The sequence below is a fragment of the Phenylobacterium sp. genome (assembly GCF_030693625.1).
In the GTDB taxonomy this organism is placed as follows: Bacteria; Pseudomonadota; Alphaproteobacteria; order Caulobacterales; family Caulobacteraceae; genus Phenylobacterium; species Phenylobacterium ferrooxidans.
The window spans coordinates 86,534-102,665 of sequence record NZ_JAUYAF010000018.1 but is presented as its reverse complement, the minus strand read 5'-3'; the positions used below and the strand labels follow the sequence as shown (position 1 = coordinate 102,665).

The following is a 16,132-nucleotide window of genomic DNA, read 5'->3' as shown; positions in this document are numbered from 1 at the left end:
CGCCTCACCGGCTGACCGCCGGCCCAGCTTCAGCAACGGGCTTGCATTCTGGACTGAACGGTCCAGAATATCTCAATGGCCCGGCCCCTCGAATTCAATCGTGACGCCGCCCTGGACCGGGCGATGCGGGTCTTTTGGCGTCAAGGCTACCAGGCCGCGTCCCTCCCCGATCTGCTCGCCGAGATGGGGATCAGCCGCAGCAGCCTCTACGCCGCCTTCGGCGACAAGCGCGGCCTGATGCTGGAATGCCTGGACCTGTTCGCCACCCGCACCCTGCAGATCCTGGCCCGCGCCCGCGACGGTCAGCCGCCCCTGGAGGCCTTGCGCCAGTTCTTCGACCGCAGCGTCGTCGACCCGCCCGGCGGCAAGGCCGAATGGGGCTGCCTGCTGGTGAACACCGTGCTGGAAATGGCCGATGTCGATGACGGGCTGAGCGCCCACGCCGCCGCGCGGCTGGCGCAGGTCCAGGCGGGATTCGAGGACTGCCTGCGAGACGCCGGCTGCCCCCCGGCCCAGGCCGACGAACTGGCCGCCTTCCTGATGCTGGTCAACCAGGGCCTGCGGGTCTCCAGCCGCCGCGCCCAGCCGCTCCAGGCGCGGCGCGACCAGATCGCCACCACCTTCCGCGTGCTCAGCGCCGCCATCCCCACCGAGGCAAGCTCGACATGAAACCGGCTGTCCAGATCGAAGTCCTGCGTGAGCTGATGACCCAATTGGACGAAGGCGTGAACGCCGACGCCGGCGGGGTGATGTCCTGCCCGGCCAGCACCTACACCTGCCCCGACCTCGCCAAACGCGAATGGGAGACCTTCTTCCGCGGTCACCCCCAGATCGTCGGCATGACCGCCGACCTGCCCGAACCCGGCAGCTTCATCACCTGCAACGACCTCGGCATCCCGATCCTGGTGACCCGGGATAAGGCGGGCGACGTCCGCGCCTTCCTCAACTCCTGCCGCCATCGCGGGGCGATGGTGGAACAGGCGCGCCGGGGCCGGAAGTCGCGGTTCTCCTGCCCCTTCCACGCCTGGACCTATGACGCCACAGGCGCCCTGGTCGGCGTGCCCCAGGAGGACCAGTTCGGAACCATCGACAAGGCGTGCCTGGGCCTGATCGAACTGCCGGCCGCCGAACGGTTCGGCTTCCTGCTGGTCCATCCCGATCCGAAGGGTGTGATCGACACCGAGACCCTGTTCCAGGGCGTCGCCGACGATCTGGAGCACTGGAACTGGGGCCGTTACGTCCTGGCCCACGAACAGACCCTGGACATGAAGCTGAACTGGAAGCTGGCCACCGACACCTTTGGCGAGACCTACCATTTCAAGCGCCTTCACAAGGACACCCTGGCCAACAACTTCCACGGCGACGTGCTGTCCTACCGGTCCTACCAGCGCAACCACCGCATGGTCCTGTGCCTCAAGGGGATCGACGATCTGCGAGGGCGGCCCGAGGCCGACTGGACCATCGAGCAGGGCGGCTTCCCGGTCTATTTCCTGTTCCCCAACGTGGTGGTGAACGTCGGAAACAAGCGCATCGCGGTCGTTCGCGTCTATCCCGACCCCGAGAATGCGGGCCGGTCGATCTCGCAGATCAGCTACTATTTCGACCGCGAGGTTCTGGCCGAGAATCCGGGAATGGCCATGCTGTTCTCCGAAGGCTTCACCGCCGTGGTGGCCGCCGAGGACTACGCCACCGCCGAAACCACCCAGCGCGCCCTGGCCGCCGGCCTGCAGGACCAGCTGCTGTTCGGGCGCAACGAGCCGCCCCTGCACCACTACCACAACACCTTCCGGCGGGCGCTCGGCATGGAGCCCCTGCCGGTGACCTAGATGCGCGCCGCCCGGGAGACAGGGTGACCAGGCGCCTGATGGGATTTTTCCCTGCCCGCGGGGCATTTCTCGACTAGGTTCGCCCCATGTCCAAAAACGATAAGTCCGACGACGACCTCAACAGTCTCGAACAGGCCCAGCTCGCCCTGGTGCGCTTCCAGCAGAAGGCGATGGAGAGCGGCGCCAAGGTGCTGATCATCTTCGAGGGCCGCGACGCGGCGGGGAAGGACGGCACGATCAAGCGCCTGACCGAACACCTGTCGGTGCGCGCCACCCGCGTGGTCGCCCTGCCCAAGCCCTCGGACCGCGAGCGCAGCCAATGGTATTTCCAGCGCTACGTGCCCTACCTGCCGGCGGCTGGCGAACTCGTGATCTTCAACCGCTCCTGGTACAATCGGGGCGGCGTGGAGCCGGTGATGGGCTTCTGCACGCCCGAGGAACACGAGACCTTCCTGCGGGACGTCTCCGCCTTCGAGGCCATGCTGGTGGAGAGCGGCGTGAACATCGTCAAGCTGTGGCTCGACGTCTCCAAGAAGGAACAGGCCAAGCGCCTGGCCGAACGCCACTCCGACCCGCTGAAGGTGCTGAAGTCGAGCCCCCTGGACGAGGCCGCCCAGAGCCGCTGGGACGACTACACCACCGCCCGTGACGAGATGCTCAAGCGCACCCATGCGGCCCCAAGTCCCTGGGTTTGCGTGCGCAACGACGACAAGGACGCCGGGCGGCTCAACGTCATGCGCCATATCGTCAACGCCATCGCCCCGAAGGAGATCGCCAAGCAGATCAAGAACCCCGATCCGGAGATCGTCTTCCCCTTCGTGATCGAGGCCCTCACCGACGGACGTCTGGAGCGGTAAGGGCGTGACGCCGACGATCAGCGCCCTTGAGGCCCGGCGCATCGCCTTGGCCGCGCAGGGGTTCGCCGATCGCCGCCCGGCCGACCCCGGCAAACGTCACCTGCTGAAGACCATCGACCGGCTGGGTCTGCTGCAGATCGACTCGGTCAATGTGGTCAGCCGCACCCACTACCTGCCGCTGTTCTCCCGGCTCGGCGCCTATCCCCGGCCCCTGCTGGAGGAGATCGCCTGGGGCAAGAAGCCGGCCCTGTTCGAATACTGGATGCACGAGGCGTCCCTCGCCCCCCACGCCGTGCAGCCCCTGATGCGCTGGCGGATGGACGACGCCCGCGAGGGGCTCGGGACCTGGAAGGGGGTCGCCCGTTTCCTGCGCGAGAACCGGACCTTCATCGACAAGGCGCTGGCCGAGATCCACGCCCGCGGCGCCATCTCCGCCGGCGAGCTCCAGATCGGCGAAAAGGGCCGCGGCGGCTGGTGGGGCTGGAGCGAGGGCAAGCGGGCGATGGAATGCCTGTTCTGGGCCGGCGAGATCACCACGGCCACCCGGCGCACCACCTTCGAGCGGGTCTATGGCCTGCCGGACGACGTGCATCCCAGGTCGGTGCGCGACGCCCCCACCCCGCCCCGCGACGAGGCCCAGCGCCAGTTGCTGCGCATCGCCGCCCGCGCCCAGGGCGTGGCGACCGAACGAGACCTGCGCGACTATTTCCGCATGCCGGTGGCCGACACCAAGGCGCGTCTGGCGGAGCTGGTGGAGGCCGGCGACCTGCTGCCGGTGTCGGTGAAGGGCTGGGACCCGCCGGCCTATCTCGACCCCGGCGCGCGGCGGCCGCGCAGGATCACCGCCGGCGCCCTGCTCTCGCCGTTCGACAACCTGATCTGGTTCCGCGAGCGCACCGAGCGGCTGTTCGGGGTCCGGGTCCGGCTGGAGATCTACACCCCGGCGGAGAAGCGGGTGCATGGCTACTATGTCCTGCCCTTCCTGCAGGGCGAAGCCATCACCGCCCGCGTCGACCTCAAGGCCGACCGCAAGGCCGGCGTCCTGGTGGTGCAGTCGGCCCACGCCGAACCTTCGGCCGACGGCGAAACGCCTGGCCGGTTGATGACCGAACTTCAGCTCATGGCGCGCTGGCTCGGCCTGGGCAGCGTCCGCGTGGAACCCAAGGGCGACCTGGCGTTGCGCCTCGCCGCGGCCCAGAACTAGTTCGGATACCGAACCAGTTTCGGGGGGCGGCGGAACCACTTCACCTGGCGCCTAAACCGCCCCCATCGTCACCGCGTGCAGCCGGGCGTAGGCCCCGCCCCGGCTCACCAGCTCGGCATGGCGACCCTCCTCGACCACCTGGCCGTTGTCGAAGACCAGGATGCGGTCGGCGCCGCGGATGGTCGACAGGCGGTGGGCGATGACGATGGTGGTGCGGCCCACCATCAGCTCCTCCATCGCCGCCTGCACCTCCCGCTCGGTCTCCACGTCCAGGGACGAGGTGGCTTCGTCCAGCACCAGGATGGGGGCATCCGCCAGGAAGGCCCGCGCGATGGCCACCCGCTGGCGCTCGCCGCCCGACAGCTTCACGCCGCGCTCCCCCACCAGGGTCTCGTAGCCCCTGGGCAGGCGGGTGATGAAGTCGTGGGCCCGCGCCCGGCGGGCGGCCAGTTCGATCTCGTCACGGGTCGCCTCGGGCCGGGCGTAGCTGATGTTCTCGCCGATGGTGCGGTGGAACAGGGCCGGATCCTGCGGCACCACCGCGATGGCGCGCCGCAGACTGCCTTGGGTCACCTTGGCCACGTCCTGACCGTCGATCAGGATACGGCCGCCATCCAGGTCATAGAGCCGCTGGACCAGCTTGACGAAGGTCGACTTGCCCGACCCGGTCGGCCCCACCAGGGCGATCCGTTCCCCCGGCGCGATCCTCAGCGAGAAGTCGCGGTAGAGCGCGGTCTGCGCCGACTTGTAGCCGAAGGTGGCGCGGTCGAAGACCACCTCCCCCAGGTCGCCCGCGAAGGCCGGCGCGCCCGGCGCATCGGCCACCTGGGGCTCGAGCGTCAGGTAGCGGGCCACGTCCTCGACGTCGTCCAGGCCCTTCTGCAGCATGCGGATATTGTCGCCGATGTTGCGCAGGTATCCGCTCATCAACATGAAGGAGGTGACCCCGAAGGCCACGTCGCCGGGCGTCGCCTCGCCCCGCGCCCACAGCCGCAGCAGCAGGCCGGTAAGCCCCGCCTGCAGCAGGACGAGCAGCAGGTTCTGCACCAGCCAGATGTCGGTGAACCGGGTCCAGGTGCGCTGGACCGCCTTGGACCAAAGCTGGGTCACCCCGGCGATCCGGGTCGCCTCCCGGTCCTCGGCCCCGAAGGCGCGCACCGTGGCGTTGGAGGCGACGGAGTCGGCGATCGCCCCGCCGATCCGGCTGTCGAGCCCCACCGACTTGAGGTTCAGCGGCCGCCCGAAGGTGCTGGTCAGGAAGACGTTGGAGGCGATGTAGAAGATCACCGTGGCCAGGGAGAACAGGCCCACCATCGGCCAGCGCAGGATCATCATCACCGACAGGCCCAGCAGCACCGCCAGCGCCGGACCCAGCCACATGACCACGGCGTCGGAGACCTCGTCATAGCCCCACATGGCGCGGCTCAGCTTGCGCACCGTGGCGCCCGAGAAGTTGTCGCCGTGCCAGTCGGCGGAGAAGGACTGCACCTTGCCGAACCCCTCCTCGGTGATCTCCCGCATGTTGCCGGCCGCCAGGGGAATCCAGAACCGCGGCGCGAGGTTGCGCATGAGGGAGCCCACCAGATAGACCCCGACGAACAGGCCCCAGGCCACCCAGGCGGTGTCCTGCGACGAAGGTCCCGCGGTCACCGCGTCCACCAGCCGCCCCGACGCCCAGGGCATGGCCAGGTCGAACCCGATCCCGGCCAGGGTCGTCACCAGGGTGCCGGCCAGCAGCCACGGTCGTCGGAGCCAGTAGCCCATGACGAACCCCAGGACCTGGCGGTTGCTCAGGACCCGGTTGGCCGACTCGTCGACCTCTTCATAGTGCTCGGTCACGCGCCCGCCTCCGTCACGGCGTGCAGCCGGGCATAGGCCCCGCCGCGCGCCACCAGGTCCGCATGGCGGCCCTCCTCCACCAGCTGGCCGCCCTCGAACACCAGGATGCGATCAGCGCCCCGGATGGTCGACAGCCGGTGGGCGATCACCACCGTGGTGCGGCCCATCATCAGTTCCTCCATGGCCGCCTGCACCTGGCGCTCGGTCTCCACGTCCAGGGACGAGGTGGCCTCGTCCAGCACCAGGATCGGCGCGTCGGCCAGGAAGGCGCGCGCGATGGCCACCCGCTGGCGCTCGCCGCCCGACAGCTTCACGCCGCGCTCACCGACCAGCGTGTGATAGCCCTTCGGCAGGCTGGCGATGAAGTCGTGCGCCCGGGCCCGCTTGGCGGCCAGGATCACCTCGTCCTCCGTCGCCTCGGGCCGGGCATAGCTGATGTTCTCGGCGATGGTGCGGTGGAACAGGGCCGGGTCCTGGGGCACCACGGCGATGGCGCGCCGCAGGCTGCCCTGGCTGACATGGGCGATGTCCTGGCCGTCGATCAGGATGCGGCCGGACTGCACGTCGTAGAGCCGCTGCAGCAGCTTGACGAAGGTCGACTTGCCGGCCCCCGTCGGCCCCACCAGGGCCACCCGTTCGCCGGGCGCCACCACCAGGGTGAAGTCCCGGTACAGCGGCCGCGCGGCGTTCTCGTAGCCGAAGGTCACGCGGTCGAAGACCACCTCCCCCAGTTCGCCGCGGAAGGGCGCCGCGTGCGGCTTGTCGGCCAGCTGCGGCTCGGTGCGCATGTAGGTGGCGACATCCACCATGTCGTCGAGGCCCTTCTGCAGCATGCGGGTGATCTCGCTGAAGTTCCTCATATAGCCGGCCATGACGATGAAGGAGGTGATGCCGAAGGCCACGTCGCCGGGCGTCGCGTCGCCATGGCTCCAGGCATAGACCAGCTGTCCCGTCAGGCCCGCCTGCAGGATCACCAGGAACAGGTTCTGTCCCCAGCCCACGGTGTTGAACCGGTCCCAGGTCTTGTTCTGGGCTGTCCGCCAGATGGCGACATGGTCGCTGAACCGCTTTTCCTCGCGGGCCTCGGCGCCGAAACCCTTCACCACCGGATTGCCGCCGATGGCGTCGGCCAGGTTGGCGCCGATCTGGGAGTCCAGGGCCGTGGAGGCCAGGTTGGCCGGGCGGATGAAGTGGGTGGAGACCACGATGTTGAAGATGGCGAAGGCGACAACCAGGACGGCCACGAAAATCCCCGCCGCCGGCCACTTCAGGCCGATGGAGATGGCCAGGCCCGACAGCACGATCAGGGTTGGCGTCAGCATCCACAGCAGGGCGTCCGAGGCGCTGTCATAGCCCCACATGGCCCGGCTCACCCGCCGCACCGTGGCGCCGGCGAAGTTGGAGGCGTGCCAGTCGGCGGAAAAGGCCTGCACCCGCGCGAAGGCGCCCGTCACCATCCGCGCCATGATCCGCGAATAGTAGCCGTTGGACATGCGGAACATGAAGCTGCGCAGACAGTAGAAGGCCAGGTAGAGCCCCGAGAGCGCGGCCCAGGCGATCCACGCCTGGTCGGTGGGCGAGGTGGGCGTCGCCACCGCGTCGATCAGGGCCCGGGTCGCCCAGGGGATCGACAGGTCGCAGGCGGTCGAGGCCAGCATCAGCACGGCGAGCAGCGCGAACCGCCGAGGCTCGGCCATCCAGTGGCCGGCCATGAAGCCGATCACCTGGCTGTTGGTCAGGGTGCGGGGACGATTGGCGTCCTCATCGTCGTAGGCTTGCGTCATGTGAGCCGTCGGAGTGCGGTGACGGCGAGGGACGCGGCGCGCGCATCATCGACGTCATGGAGAATGGGAGCGGCTGGAGGTCCAGCACGGGTCGCGGGAGGGATCCCTTGGGGCGGGCGCAGCGGACGCGCGGGCCGGGAAATCTCTCAGGTCAGCAGAAGGACCCGGCGGCGCGTCGGCGGAGGGTGGTCGTTGCGATGACTTTCATCTTTGATGACCCTCCTTTCCGGTCGCGTGTGGAGGCCGGAAGCTAGGCGGCTCGGATTCCCCCGTCAAGCGACGGCGTTACGCCAAATTCTGACTGCGGCGCGAAAGCCACGGTGCTGCTATGGAGAGGGCAAGATGACCACCCACCTCCCCGACGCCGCCCCCACCAACTGGGTGGACCGATACGCGCCTGCGGCCCTGCGCCCCTGGCTGAAACTGGGACGCTTCGACCGCCCCACCGGCATCTGGCTGCTGATGTTGCCGGGCTGGCAGGGGATCGCGCTGGCCGCCGCCATGCAGAGCCGGTGGTCAGACCCGCTGCTGATGGCGGCCTTCTTCGTCGGCGCCGCCCTGATGCGCGCGGCCGGCTGCGCCTATAACGACATCGTCGATCGCGACTTCGACGCCAAGGTGGCGCGCACCGCCGCCCGCCCGATCCCGGCGGGCCAGATCAGCGTCAAGCAGGCCTGGGCCTTCGTCGTCGCCTGCGCCATGATCTCGCTGGCCATCCTGCTGACCATGGGGCCGGTGGCCATCGGCCTCGGCGTCGCCTCCCTGGCCCTTGTGGCGGCCTATCCCTTCATGAAGCGGATCACCTGGTGGCCGCAGGCCTGGCTGGGCCTGACCTTCAACTGGGGCGCCCTGCTGGGCTATGCCGCTATCACCGGCCGGGTCGATTGGCCCGCCATCCTGCTCTATGCGGCCGGCGTCTTCTGGACCCTGGGCTATGACACCATCTACGCGGTCCAGGACCTGGAGGACGACGCCCTGGCCGGCGTGAAGTCCTCGGCCCTGCGGCTGGGCGACGCGGCGCCCAAGGCGGTGCTCGGCTTCTATGTGACCGCCTTCGTCCTGGCCCTGGCCGCGGCCTGGGTCGGGGGCCTGGGCCCCCTCTTCCTGCCGCCAGCCGCCCTGTTCGGCGTCCACCTGTCGCGGCAGGCCGCGCGGCTGGACGTCAGAGACGGCGTGGCCGCCCTGGCCCTCTTCAAGTCCAACAGCCTGGCGGGTCTGCTGCTGGTGATCGCCATGACCGCCGGCATGTGGGACGGGCCGGCCTCGGCGCTCTAAGCGCCTTCAGGCGAGACGCCTAGAACGGCCCCTTCTGGTAGACGCGCTCCAGCACGGTGTTCAGCGCCGCGATCCGCCGGGTATAGGCCCGCGCCAGGCAGGTGCGGTCCGCGCCGCAGGCCCGCCGCGTCTTCAGCCACGCCTGCTGATCGTCCTGGATGGCGCCCCGCGCGCCCATCGCCACCAGATGCTGGGCGATGTGGTAGAGCTGGGCCATGCGCACGTCCTGGTCGTTCAGCTTCAGGGTCGCGCAGATGGTCAGTTCGTCCTGGGTCCGCGCGCGATCGCAATTGAAGCTGGCGGCCTGGGCGCCCCCGGCCATCAAGGTTGCGGTCAGGGCCAGCAAGGCCAGACGGATCGGCGCGCGCATTCGGGTCTCCGGGGAAATCCTGACGCCAACCTAGGCCGCGCGGCCATCTTCCCCAAGACCTGTCGTGACCTTGGGTCACGCTGTTTCGTCACGATGTTTTGTGGGACAATGGTGATCATGGCAGCCGCATCCCGCGTCGATCCCAAGACCTATTTCGCGCCCGACCAGTGGGCGCGCCTCGCCGCCCATTCCAACTGGCGGGGCCTGGCCCTGCTGGCCCACGCCTGGATCGTCATCCTGGCGGCCGGGGCCATGGTGGTGGCCTGGCCGCTGACCCTGCCCCTGGCGGTGATGATCATCGGCGGTCGGCAGCTGGGCCTCGCCATCCTCATGCACGACGCCGCCCACGGCGCTTTGCACAGGAACCTCAAGGTCAACGACTGGGCCGGCGAGTGGCTGACCGGCGGCGGCCTGGCCCGCTACCGGCCCTATCACCTCACCCACCACCGCTTCGCCCAGCAGGCCGAGGATCCGGACCTCGGCCTCTCGGTGCCGTTTCCGATCACGCGCAAGTCCCTGCGCCGCAAGCTGGTCCGCGACCTCACCGGCCAGACCTTCTTCAAGCAGCGGTTCGGCGATCTCGTCGCCCGGCTGAAGGCCCGCAAGCCCGGTCAGCCCGTGTTGCCCATCCTGGCCGAGGAGGTGCGCCGCAAGCGTCGCTGGCTGCTGGGCGGCGTGGTCATCACCGCCATCGGCCTGCCCTTCGGCGCCTGGTGGGCCTGGCCCGTGCTGTGGGTCCTGCCCCAGGCCACCTGGTATCCGATGATCACCCGCTTGAGGAACATCGCCGAGCACGCCTGCATCGCCAAGGACGAGCCTGATCCCCTGCGCCATGCCCGCACCACAAAGGCCAACCTGATCGAGCGCGCCCTGCTGGCCCCCTACTATGTGAACTACCACTGCGAACATCACATGTTCATGCACCTGCCCTGCTACCAGCTGCCCCACGCGCACCGGGCCCTGGCCAAGGCGGGGGTCACCAAGGGCATGCTAGTGGAGCCGGGTGGCTACCTGAAGGTCTTGTCCCTGGCGGCGGGGAAGCCTGACCGCGCGAGCGTGACAGCCTGACGTGGCCCCCGGTTCAGGCGCCCATCACGCGACCAAGCAAAAGACCTAGAGGCTTTCAGTTTTCGACTGAAAGTCTCTAAGCGGGGGGATGATCGATCCCAGCCTTGAGGGCCGCCGCGCCTTCATCCTCGAAAACACCCGGCTGCAGACCCCGCCCCACACGCCGGAGCTGGTGCTGCATCTCGCCGACGAGATCACCCCGATCTGGAAGATGACCGAGGAAGCCCTGGCCGAGATCGGCCTTCCGCCGCCCTTCTGGGCCTTCGCCTGGGCCGGCGGCCAGGCCCTGGCCCGCTATATCCTCGACCATCCCGAGGTCGTCGCCGGCAAGCGGGTGGTCGACTTCGCCTCGGGCTCCGGGATCGTCGGGATTGCGGCGATGCGGGCCGGCGCGGCCTACGTCCTGGCCGCCGACATCGACGGCTTCTGCGGCGCGGCGCTCTCCCTCAACGCCCAGGTCAACGGGGTCAGCGTGGATTTCACTGACGCCAACCTGCTGGACTCGCCCGCGCCGCCGGCCGACGTCATCCTGGCCGGCGACATCTGCTACGAAAAGCCCATGGCCGACGCCGTCATGGCCTGGCTGGCCGCCGCCCGCGCGCGGGGGACCACCGTGCTGATCGGCGATCCGGGCCGCTCCTATTTCCCCCGCTCGGGCCTCACCAAGCTGGCCGAATACCAGGTCGCCACCACCCGCGAGTTGGAGGACCAGGAGGTCAAGAAGACCTCGGTCTGGACTCTCCCGGCCTGAGCTTTTAGAGATAGAACAAATACGGAACAGAGAGTGGCGACCGAAATGCGCGAAGACGGCAAGATCGACTATGTGGAGCTGCCCGGCCGGGACCTGCCGGCCACCAAGAGCTTCTACGGCGAGGCCTTTGGCTGGCGCTTCACCGACTACGGCCCGAGCTATGCGGCCTTCGACGACAGCGGCCTGGACGGCGGCTTCCAGGCCGATGCGGCCGAGGCTGCGGCGGCGCCCCTGGTGGTGATCTTCACCACGGACCTGGAGGCCATGCTGGCCAAGGTGACCGCCGCCGGCGGCGAGGTCGCCAGGCCCATCTACAGCTACCCTGGCGGCCGCCGCTTCCACTTCCGCGACCCCAGCGGGAATGAACTCGCGGTATTCACCGAGGGCTGAATTCGGCGCAGGGCCTGGGCTGTAGTTTCGGATAGATAGCCGGGGGCTGACAGAGCGATGTCTCCATCAAGGCGATAGGGGCGCCGAGGAAAGTTTCACGCGCCCTGGCGCCTGAGTCATAGTGCGCGACGTCCAGTCTTGGAGCCCGCATGCGCCGCCGCACCTTCCTCGCCGCCCTCCCCGCCGCCGCCCTGGCCAACCGCGCCCTGGCTGATGCGCGGGGCGACAATCCCAACCGCAACCGCCCCGACGTGCGCGGCGGCGACCGCGTGGACGGCGCCACCTTCGCCAGCCGCAGCGCCGCCTGGGGCGTCCACGGCGCGGCGGCCACCGCCCACCCGCTGGCGAGCCTGGCCGCCATCGAGATCCTCAAGGCCGGCGGGTCGGCGGTGGATGCGGCCATCGCCGCCAATGCGGTGCTGGGGTTTGTCGAGCCCATCGCCTGCGGGATCGGCGGCGACTGCTTCGTCATGCTGTGGGACCCGAAGACCAGACAGGTCGTGGGCCTCAACGGCTCGGGCCGCAGCCCTAAGGGCCTGTCGCTGGAGACGGTGCGTGCGCGCTCGAAGAAGGGCCTCATCCCCGCCTATGGCGCGGTCTCGGTCAGTGTGCCGGGCGCCGTCGACGCCTGGTGGACCCTGCACCAGCGCTACGGCAAGCTGAAGTGGAAGGACCTGTTCACCTCCGCCATCGCCCACTGCGATGAGGGCGCCCCAGTCAGCCAGAACGTCGCCTACTACCTGGAACGCTCCCTCAAGAACTTCACCAGGCCGGGCGCCGGGCTGGAGGAGGTGGAGAACTTCAAGTCGGTCTGGGCGCCCAGCGGCAAGACCCCGATCGAGGGCGAGGTGTTCCGCAATCCAGGCCTTGGCCGCACCTACGGCCTGATCGCCGATGGCGGGCGCGACGCCTTCTACGAGGGCGAGATCGCCTCCACCATCGAGCGCTATTTCAAGCGCATCGGCGGCTGGATGACCAAGGCCGACCTGGCCGCTCACCACAGCCGCTGGGACCCGCCGCACAGGGTCAATTATCGCGGCGTGGACGTCTGGGGCCTGTCCCCCAACAGCCAGGGTCTGGCCACCCTGCAGGCCCTGAACATCATGGAGGAATTCGACCTCAAGGCGATGGGCTTCCAGTCCGCCGCCGCCATCCACCATGGGGTGGAGGCCAAGCGCCTGGCCTTCGAGGACCGCGCCCGATACTACGCCGATCCCGACTTCGCCAAGATCCCCACCGAGTGGCTGATCTCCAAGGCCTACGCCAAGGCGCGCGCCAGGCTGATCCGCCCGGACGCCATCCTGACCCCGGTCAATCCGGGCCAGGCGCCCGGCCACGGCGACACCACCTATTTCACCACCAGCGACGCCGACGGCATGATGGTCTCCATCATCCAGTCCAACTATCGCGGCATGGGCTCGGGCCTGATGCCCGACGGCCTGGGCTTCATGCTCCAGGACCGCGGCGAACTCTTCGCCCTGACTGACGGCCACCCCAATCTCTACGCCCCGGGCAAGCGGCCCTTCCAGACCATCATCCCCGGCTTCGCCACCAAGGGCGACCAGCCCTGGCTGTCCTTCGGCGTCATGGGCGGCGACATGCAGCCCCAGGGCCAGGCGCAGATCATCTCCAACATGGTGGACTTCGGCCTCGGCCTTCAGGAAGCCGGCGACTCGCCGCGCTGGCATCACGGCGGCTCTACCGAACCCACCGGCGAGGCGCAGCAGGGGATCGGCGTGCTCAACCTGGAGACCGGCGTGCCCGAGGCGACGAAACAGGCGCTGGCCAAGATCGGCTGGGTCATGGCCCCGGAGCCCGGCGGCTATGGCGGGTATCAGGCCATCGAGCGCTGGCCCGGCCGCTACGCCGCCGCCACCGAGATGCGCAAGGACGGGGTGGCGCTCGCCTACTGACGCCACCAAGCAGGACGCGATTGACGATGGCGGCGCCTGGGGCGAGCCTCGCCTGAAGCACGGAGACTCCCATGACGCCCGACGAGATGCGCGAGATCATCCTGTCGTTTCCCGGCGCCGAGGAGGGCGAGTCCTACGGCGCGCCCGCCTACAAGGTGAACGGCAAGTTCTTCACCCGCCTGCGCGGCGAGGACCAGAGCGTGGTGCTGATGGGCGTCAGCTTCGACGAGCGCGACATGCTGATGGAGGCCGAGCCCACGACCTTCCACATCACCCCGCACTACAAGGACTATCCCAGCGTGCTGGCCCGCATCGAGACTCTGCACCCCGGCTCGTTCCGCGGCTTCCTGGAGCGCAAGTGGCGGCAGATCGCGCCGAAGAAGCTGATCAAGGAATTCGACGCCGCCAAGGCCTAGAAGTCGTCCTCCATCATAGAGCGAAACTGCTCGAAGATTTCCTTGGCCTGCTCCTCGGGTGGGGGCGGCGGCTCGCCTTCGCCCGCCTTGGCCACCGGCGCCCCGCCGGTGAGGTGGCCGGCCACCATGCCGCCCTGCACCAGCAGCAGTTCCTCGCCCTCGGCGAGGCCGGTGAGCATCTGAGCGAGCTTGGGGGGCATGTCGTCGAGGTCGAGGCGTTTCATGGGTTTGATTTTACCCCGCCCGCCCCGCACCGCAAAGGGTGACAGAGGCGGGGGCGGGCCCTAGCTTCCGGCCAACTGATTTCGGAGAGCACATGGCCTATCGGTCCCTGCGGGATTTCATCGCCAAGCTGGAGGCCGCCGGGGAACTGGTGCGCGTCGCCGAGCCCGTCTCGTCGGTTCTCGAGATGACTGAGATCCAGCGCCGCCTGCTGGCCACCGGTGGCCCGGCCGTCCTGTTCGAGAACGTCACCCGCGCCGACGGCGAGCCCTCGGGCATGCCCTGCCTGGTCAACCTGTTTGGCACCGTGAAACGCGTGGCCATGGGGGTCACCCTGGACAACCAGGAACGCACCACCGCCGCCGAGCTGCGCGAGGTGGGCGAACTGCTGGCCTTCCTGCGCGCACCCGAGCCGCCGCGCGGCCTGAAGGACGCCTGGGACATGCTGCCCTTGGCCAAGACCGTGATGTCCATGCGCCCGGCCACGGTGAAGAAGGCGCCGGTGCAGGAGATCGTCTGGACCGGCGACCAGATCGACCTGAACAAGCTTCCTATTCAAACCTGCTGGCCCGGCGAGCCCGCGCCCCTGATCACCTGGCCCCTGGTGGTGACCAAGGGTCCGTCGGAGGACCGCGAGGACGACTACAACCTCGGCATCTACCGCATGCAGCTGCTGGGCAAGGACCGCACCCTCATGCGCTGGTTGGCCCACCGCGGGGGCGCCCAGCACCACCGCCGCTGGAAGAGCGCCGGCAAGCGCGAGCCCCTGCCCGCCTGCGCGGTGATCGGCGCCGATCCCGGCACCATCCTGGCCGCGGTGACACCGGTCCCAGAGACCCTTTCGGAGTACCAGTTCGCCGGCCTGATGCGCGGCGCCAAGGTGGAGCTGGTCCCCGCCAAGACCGTCCCCCTGATGGTCCCGGCCAACGCCGAGATCGTCATCGAGGGCCACGTTCTTCTTGATGAATATGCCGATGAGGGCCCCTACGGCGATCACACGGGCTACTACAATTCCGTCGAGCAGTTCCCGATCTTCCAGGTGAGCGCCATCACCATGCGGAAGAACCCCATCTATCTGACCACCTTCACCGGCCGGCCGCCGGACGAACCCTCCGTGCTGGGCGAGGCGTTGAACGAGGTCTTCATCCCCCTGCTGCGCCAGCAGTTCCCGGAGATCGTCGACTTCTGGCTGCCGCCGGAGGGCTGCTCCTACCGCATCGCCGTGGTCTCCATGAAGAAGGCCTACCCGGGCCACGCCAAGCGGGTGATGATGGGCGTCTGGAGCTATCTGCGGCAGTTCATGTACACCAAGTGGGTGATCGTCGTGGACGACGACATCGACGCCCGCGACTGGAAGGACGTCATGTGGGCCCTGTCGACCCGCATGGATCCGGCCCGCGACATCACCCTGATCGAGGGCACCCCCATCGACTATCTGGACTTCGCCTCGCCCGAGAGCGGGCTGGGGTCCAAGGTCGGCCTGGACGCCACCAACAAATGGCCCCCCGAGACCCATCGCGAGTGGGGCGAGAAGCTCGGCATGGACGAGGCGACCGTGAAGCTGGTGAGCGAGAAATGGTCCCGGCTGGGGCTGCCGGGCGGCGGCGCGCCGGTCAAATAGCGGCAGGGGTTGCCCTTTGGGGCGTTTCCACCCCAACTGCCGCCGCATATCGGGGATAGTGACACCATGGACGCCGTAACATCGTTCTCGGGCAACGCCGCCGCCCTCTGGGTCGGGCTGCACCTGTTCCTGCTGCTCGTGCTGTCCCTGCTGGTGGTGCGCCAGCGGCAGAAGCACAAGGTGGCCCTGGGCGACGAGGGCATCCCCGAGCTGGCCCAGGCCATCCGCGCCTTCGGCAACGCGACCGAGTACATCCCCGCCGCCATGTGCGGGATCGCGGTCCTGGCCCTGGTCAGCGCGCCCAGCCTGGCCATTCACCTGGCGGGCTTTGTGATGTTCACAGGCCGCTGCCTGCACGCCATCGGCCTCTCCAACAGCGGCGGGACATCTTTCCCCCGGGTCATCGGGGTCCTGGCCACCTGGGTCGCCTATGTGTTCATCGGCGTGGCCCTGCTGTTCTACGCCATCGCCTAGCGGGCCTTGCATCCGGCGCAAGCCAAGCCGCCGATGGATGTCCTGCGCCTAAGAACCGACCAATCGCGTCCGCCGTCATCCGGGTGTGATCAATCTGGCCGATGAGATCCAGATCGGGTTGT

At 68.7% G+C, this 16,132-nt stretch carries 16 protein-coding genes; 12 read left to right on the top strand and 4 right to left on the bottom strand.

Annotation, left to right across the window (positions count from 1 at the left end):
* The first annotated feature begins 75 nt into the window (after nt 1–75).
* From Q8N10_RS03010 to Q8N10_RS02995, 4 genes are all read left to right on the top strand, one after another.
* The gene (locus Q8N10_RS03010; protein ID WP_304777054.1) at nt 76–669 is read left to right on the top strand and encodes a TetR/AcrR family transcriptional regulator; all 594 of its coding nucleotides are present in this window, start codon (nt 76–78) and stop codon (nt 667–669) included.
* On the top strand, nt 666–1,826 hold the full coding sequence (locus Q8N10_RS03005) for an aromatic ring-hydroxylating dioxygenase subunit alpha (RefSeq protein WP_304777053.1): 1,161 nt from the start codon (nt 666–668) through the stop codon (nt 1,824–1,826). Before Q8N10_RS03010 ends, Q8N10_RS03005 begins: the two co-directional genes overlap by 4 nt.
* 86 nt (nt 1,827–1,912) lie before the next feature.
* Complete coding sequence (ppk2, locus tag Q8N10_RS03000; protein WP_304777052.1) at nt 1,913–2,683, top strand: polyphosphate kinase 2; 771 nt, start codon at nt 1,913–1,915, stop codon at nt 2,681–2,683.
* Nucleotides 2,684–2,687: 4 nt separating this feature from the next.
* Nucleotides 2,688–3,887, top strand: coding sequence for a winged helix-turn-helix domain-containing protein (locus tag Q8N10_RS02995; protein WP_304777051.1), 1,200 nt, complete (start codon nt 2,688–2,690; stop codon nt 3,885–3,887).
* A 51-nt stretch (nt 3,888–3,938) separates the two neighbouring features.
* On the opposite strand, the gene Q8N10_RS02990 is transcribed toward Q8N10_RS02995, so the two are convergent.
* Together Q8N10_RS02990 and Q8N10_RS02985 are read right to left on the bottom strand one after the other, a co-directional pair.
* A complete protein-coding gene (locus Q8N10_RS02990) occupies nt 3,939–5,726 on the bottom strand; it encodes an ABC transporter ATP-binding protein (RefSeq protein WP_304777050.1) in 1,788 nt (595 codons plus the stop codon).
* Nucleotides 5,723–7,510 carry an ABC transporter ATP-binding protein gene (locus Q8N10_RS02985; protein ID WP_304777049.1) on the bottom strand — a complete coding sequence of 596 codons (1,788 nt, stop codon included), beginning with the start codon at nt 7,508–7,510 and terminating at the stop codon, nt 5,723–5,725. The genes Q8N10_RS02990 and Q8N10_RS02985 overlap by 4 nt, the downstream gene beginning before the upstream one ends.
* A gap of 342 nt (nt 7,511–7,852) precedes the next feature.
* Here Q8N10_RS02985 and ubiA point away from each other — a divergent pair, with 342 nt between their 5' ends.
* Nucleotides 7,853–8,785 (top strand): 4-hydroxybenzoate octaprenyltransferase, encoded by a 933-nt coding sequence (gene ubiA, locus Q8N10_RS02980; RefSeq protein ID WP_304777048.1) that lies wholly within the window; start codon nt 7,853–7,855, stop codon nt 8,783–8,785.
* Between the two features lie 19 nt (nt 8,786–8,804).
* Here ubiA and Q8N10_RS02975 read toward each other — a convergent pair whose 3' ends face one another.
* A complete protein-coding gene (locus Q8N10_RS02975; protein WP_304777047.1) occupies nt 8,805–9,155 on the bottom strand; it encodes a lysozyme inhibitor LprI family protein in 351 nt (116 codons plus the stop codon).
* A 117-nt stretch (nt 9,156–9,272) separates the two neighbouring features.
* Here Q8N10_RS02975 and Q8N10_RS02970 point away from each other — a divergent pair, with 117 nt between their 5' ends.
* The 5 genes from Q8N10_RS02970 (at nt 9,273) to Q8N10_RS02950 (ending at nt 13,693) form a co-directional block, all read left to right on the top strand.
* The gene (locus tag Q8N10_RS02970; protein ID WP_304777046.1) at nt 9,273–10,223 is read left to right on the top strand and encodes a fatty acid desaturase family protein; all 951 of its coding nucleotides are present in this window, start codon (nt 9,273–9,275) and stop codon (nt 10,221–10,223) included.
* 88 nt (nt 10,224–10,311) lie between these two features.
* On the top strand, nt 10,312–10,974 hold the full coding sequence (locus Q8N10_RS02965; RefSeq protein WP_304777045.1) for a methyltransferase: 663 nt from the start codon (nt 10,312–10,314) through the stop codon (nt 10,972–10,974).
* 45 nt (nt 10,975–11,019) lie between these two features.
* Nucleotides 11,020–11,364: a VOC family protein gene (locus tag Q8N10_RS02960; RefSeq protein WP_304777071.1), complete on the top strand. Its 345-nt coding sequence runs from the start codon at nt 11,020–11,022 to the stop codon at nt 11,362–11,364.
* A gap of 149 nt (nt 11,365–11,513) precedes the next feature.
* Complete coding sequence (locus Q8N10_RS02955; RefSeq protein ID WP_304777044.1) at nt 11,514–13,277, top strand: gamma-glutamyltransferase family protein; 1,764 nt, start codon at nt 11,514–11,516, stop codon at nt 13,275–13,277.
* Between the two features lie 71 nt (nt 13,278–13,348).
* Nucleotides 13,349–13,693: an MmcQ/YjbR family DNA-binding protein gene (locus Q8N10_RS02950; protein ID WP_304777043.1), complete on the top strand. Its 345-nt coding sequence runs from the start codon at nt 13,349–13,351 to the stop codon at nt 13,691–13,693.
* Here Q8N10_RS02950 and Q8N10_RS02945 read toward each other — a convergent pair.
* Complete coding sequence (locus tag Q8N10_RS02945) at nt 13,690–13,917, bottom strand: hypothetical protein (protein ID WP_304777042.1); 228 nt, start codon at nt 13,915–13,917, stop codon at nt 13,690–13,692. The two genes, Q8N10_RS02950 and Q8N10_RS02945, sit on opposite strands and share 4 nt — an antisense overlap.
* Before the next feature lie 92 nt (nt 13,918–14,009).
* Between Q8N10_RS02945 and Q8N10_RS02940 the strand changes: the two genes are divergently transcribed.
* Both Q8N10_RS02940 and Q8N10_RS02935 read left to right on the top strand, forming a co-directional pair.
* Nucleotides 14,010–15,536 (top strand): UbiD family decarboxylase, encoded by a 1,527-nt coding sequence (locus Q8N10_RS02940; RefSeq protein WP_304777041.1) that lies wholly within the window; start codon nt 14,010–14,012, stop codon nt 15,534–15,536.
* A 66-nt stretch (nt 15,537–15,602) separates the two neighbouring features.
* The gene (locus Q8N10_RS02935) at nt 15,603–16,010 is read left to right on the top strand and encodes an MAPEG family protein (protein WP_304777040.1); all 408 of its coding nucleotides are present in this window, start codon (nt 15,603–15,605) and stop codon (nt 16,008–16,010) included.
* The last annotated feature ends 122 nt before the right edge of the window (nt 16,011–16,132 follow it).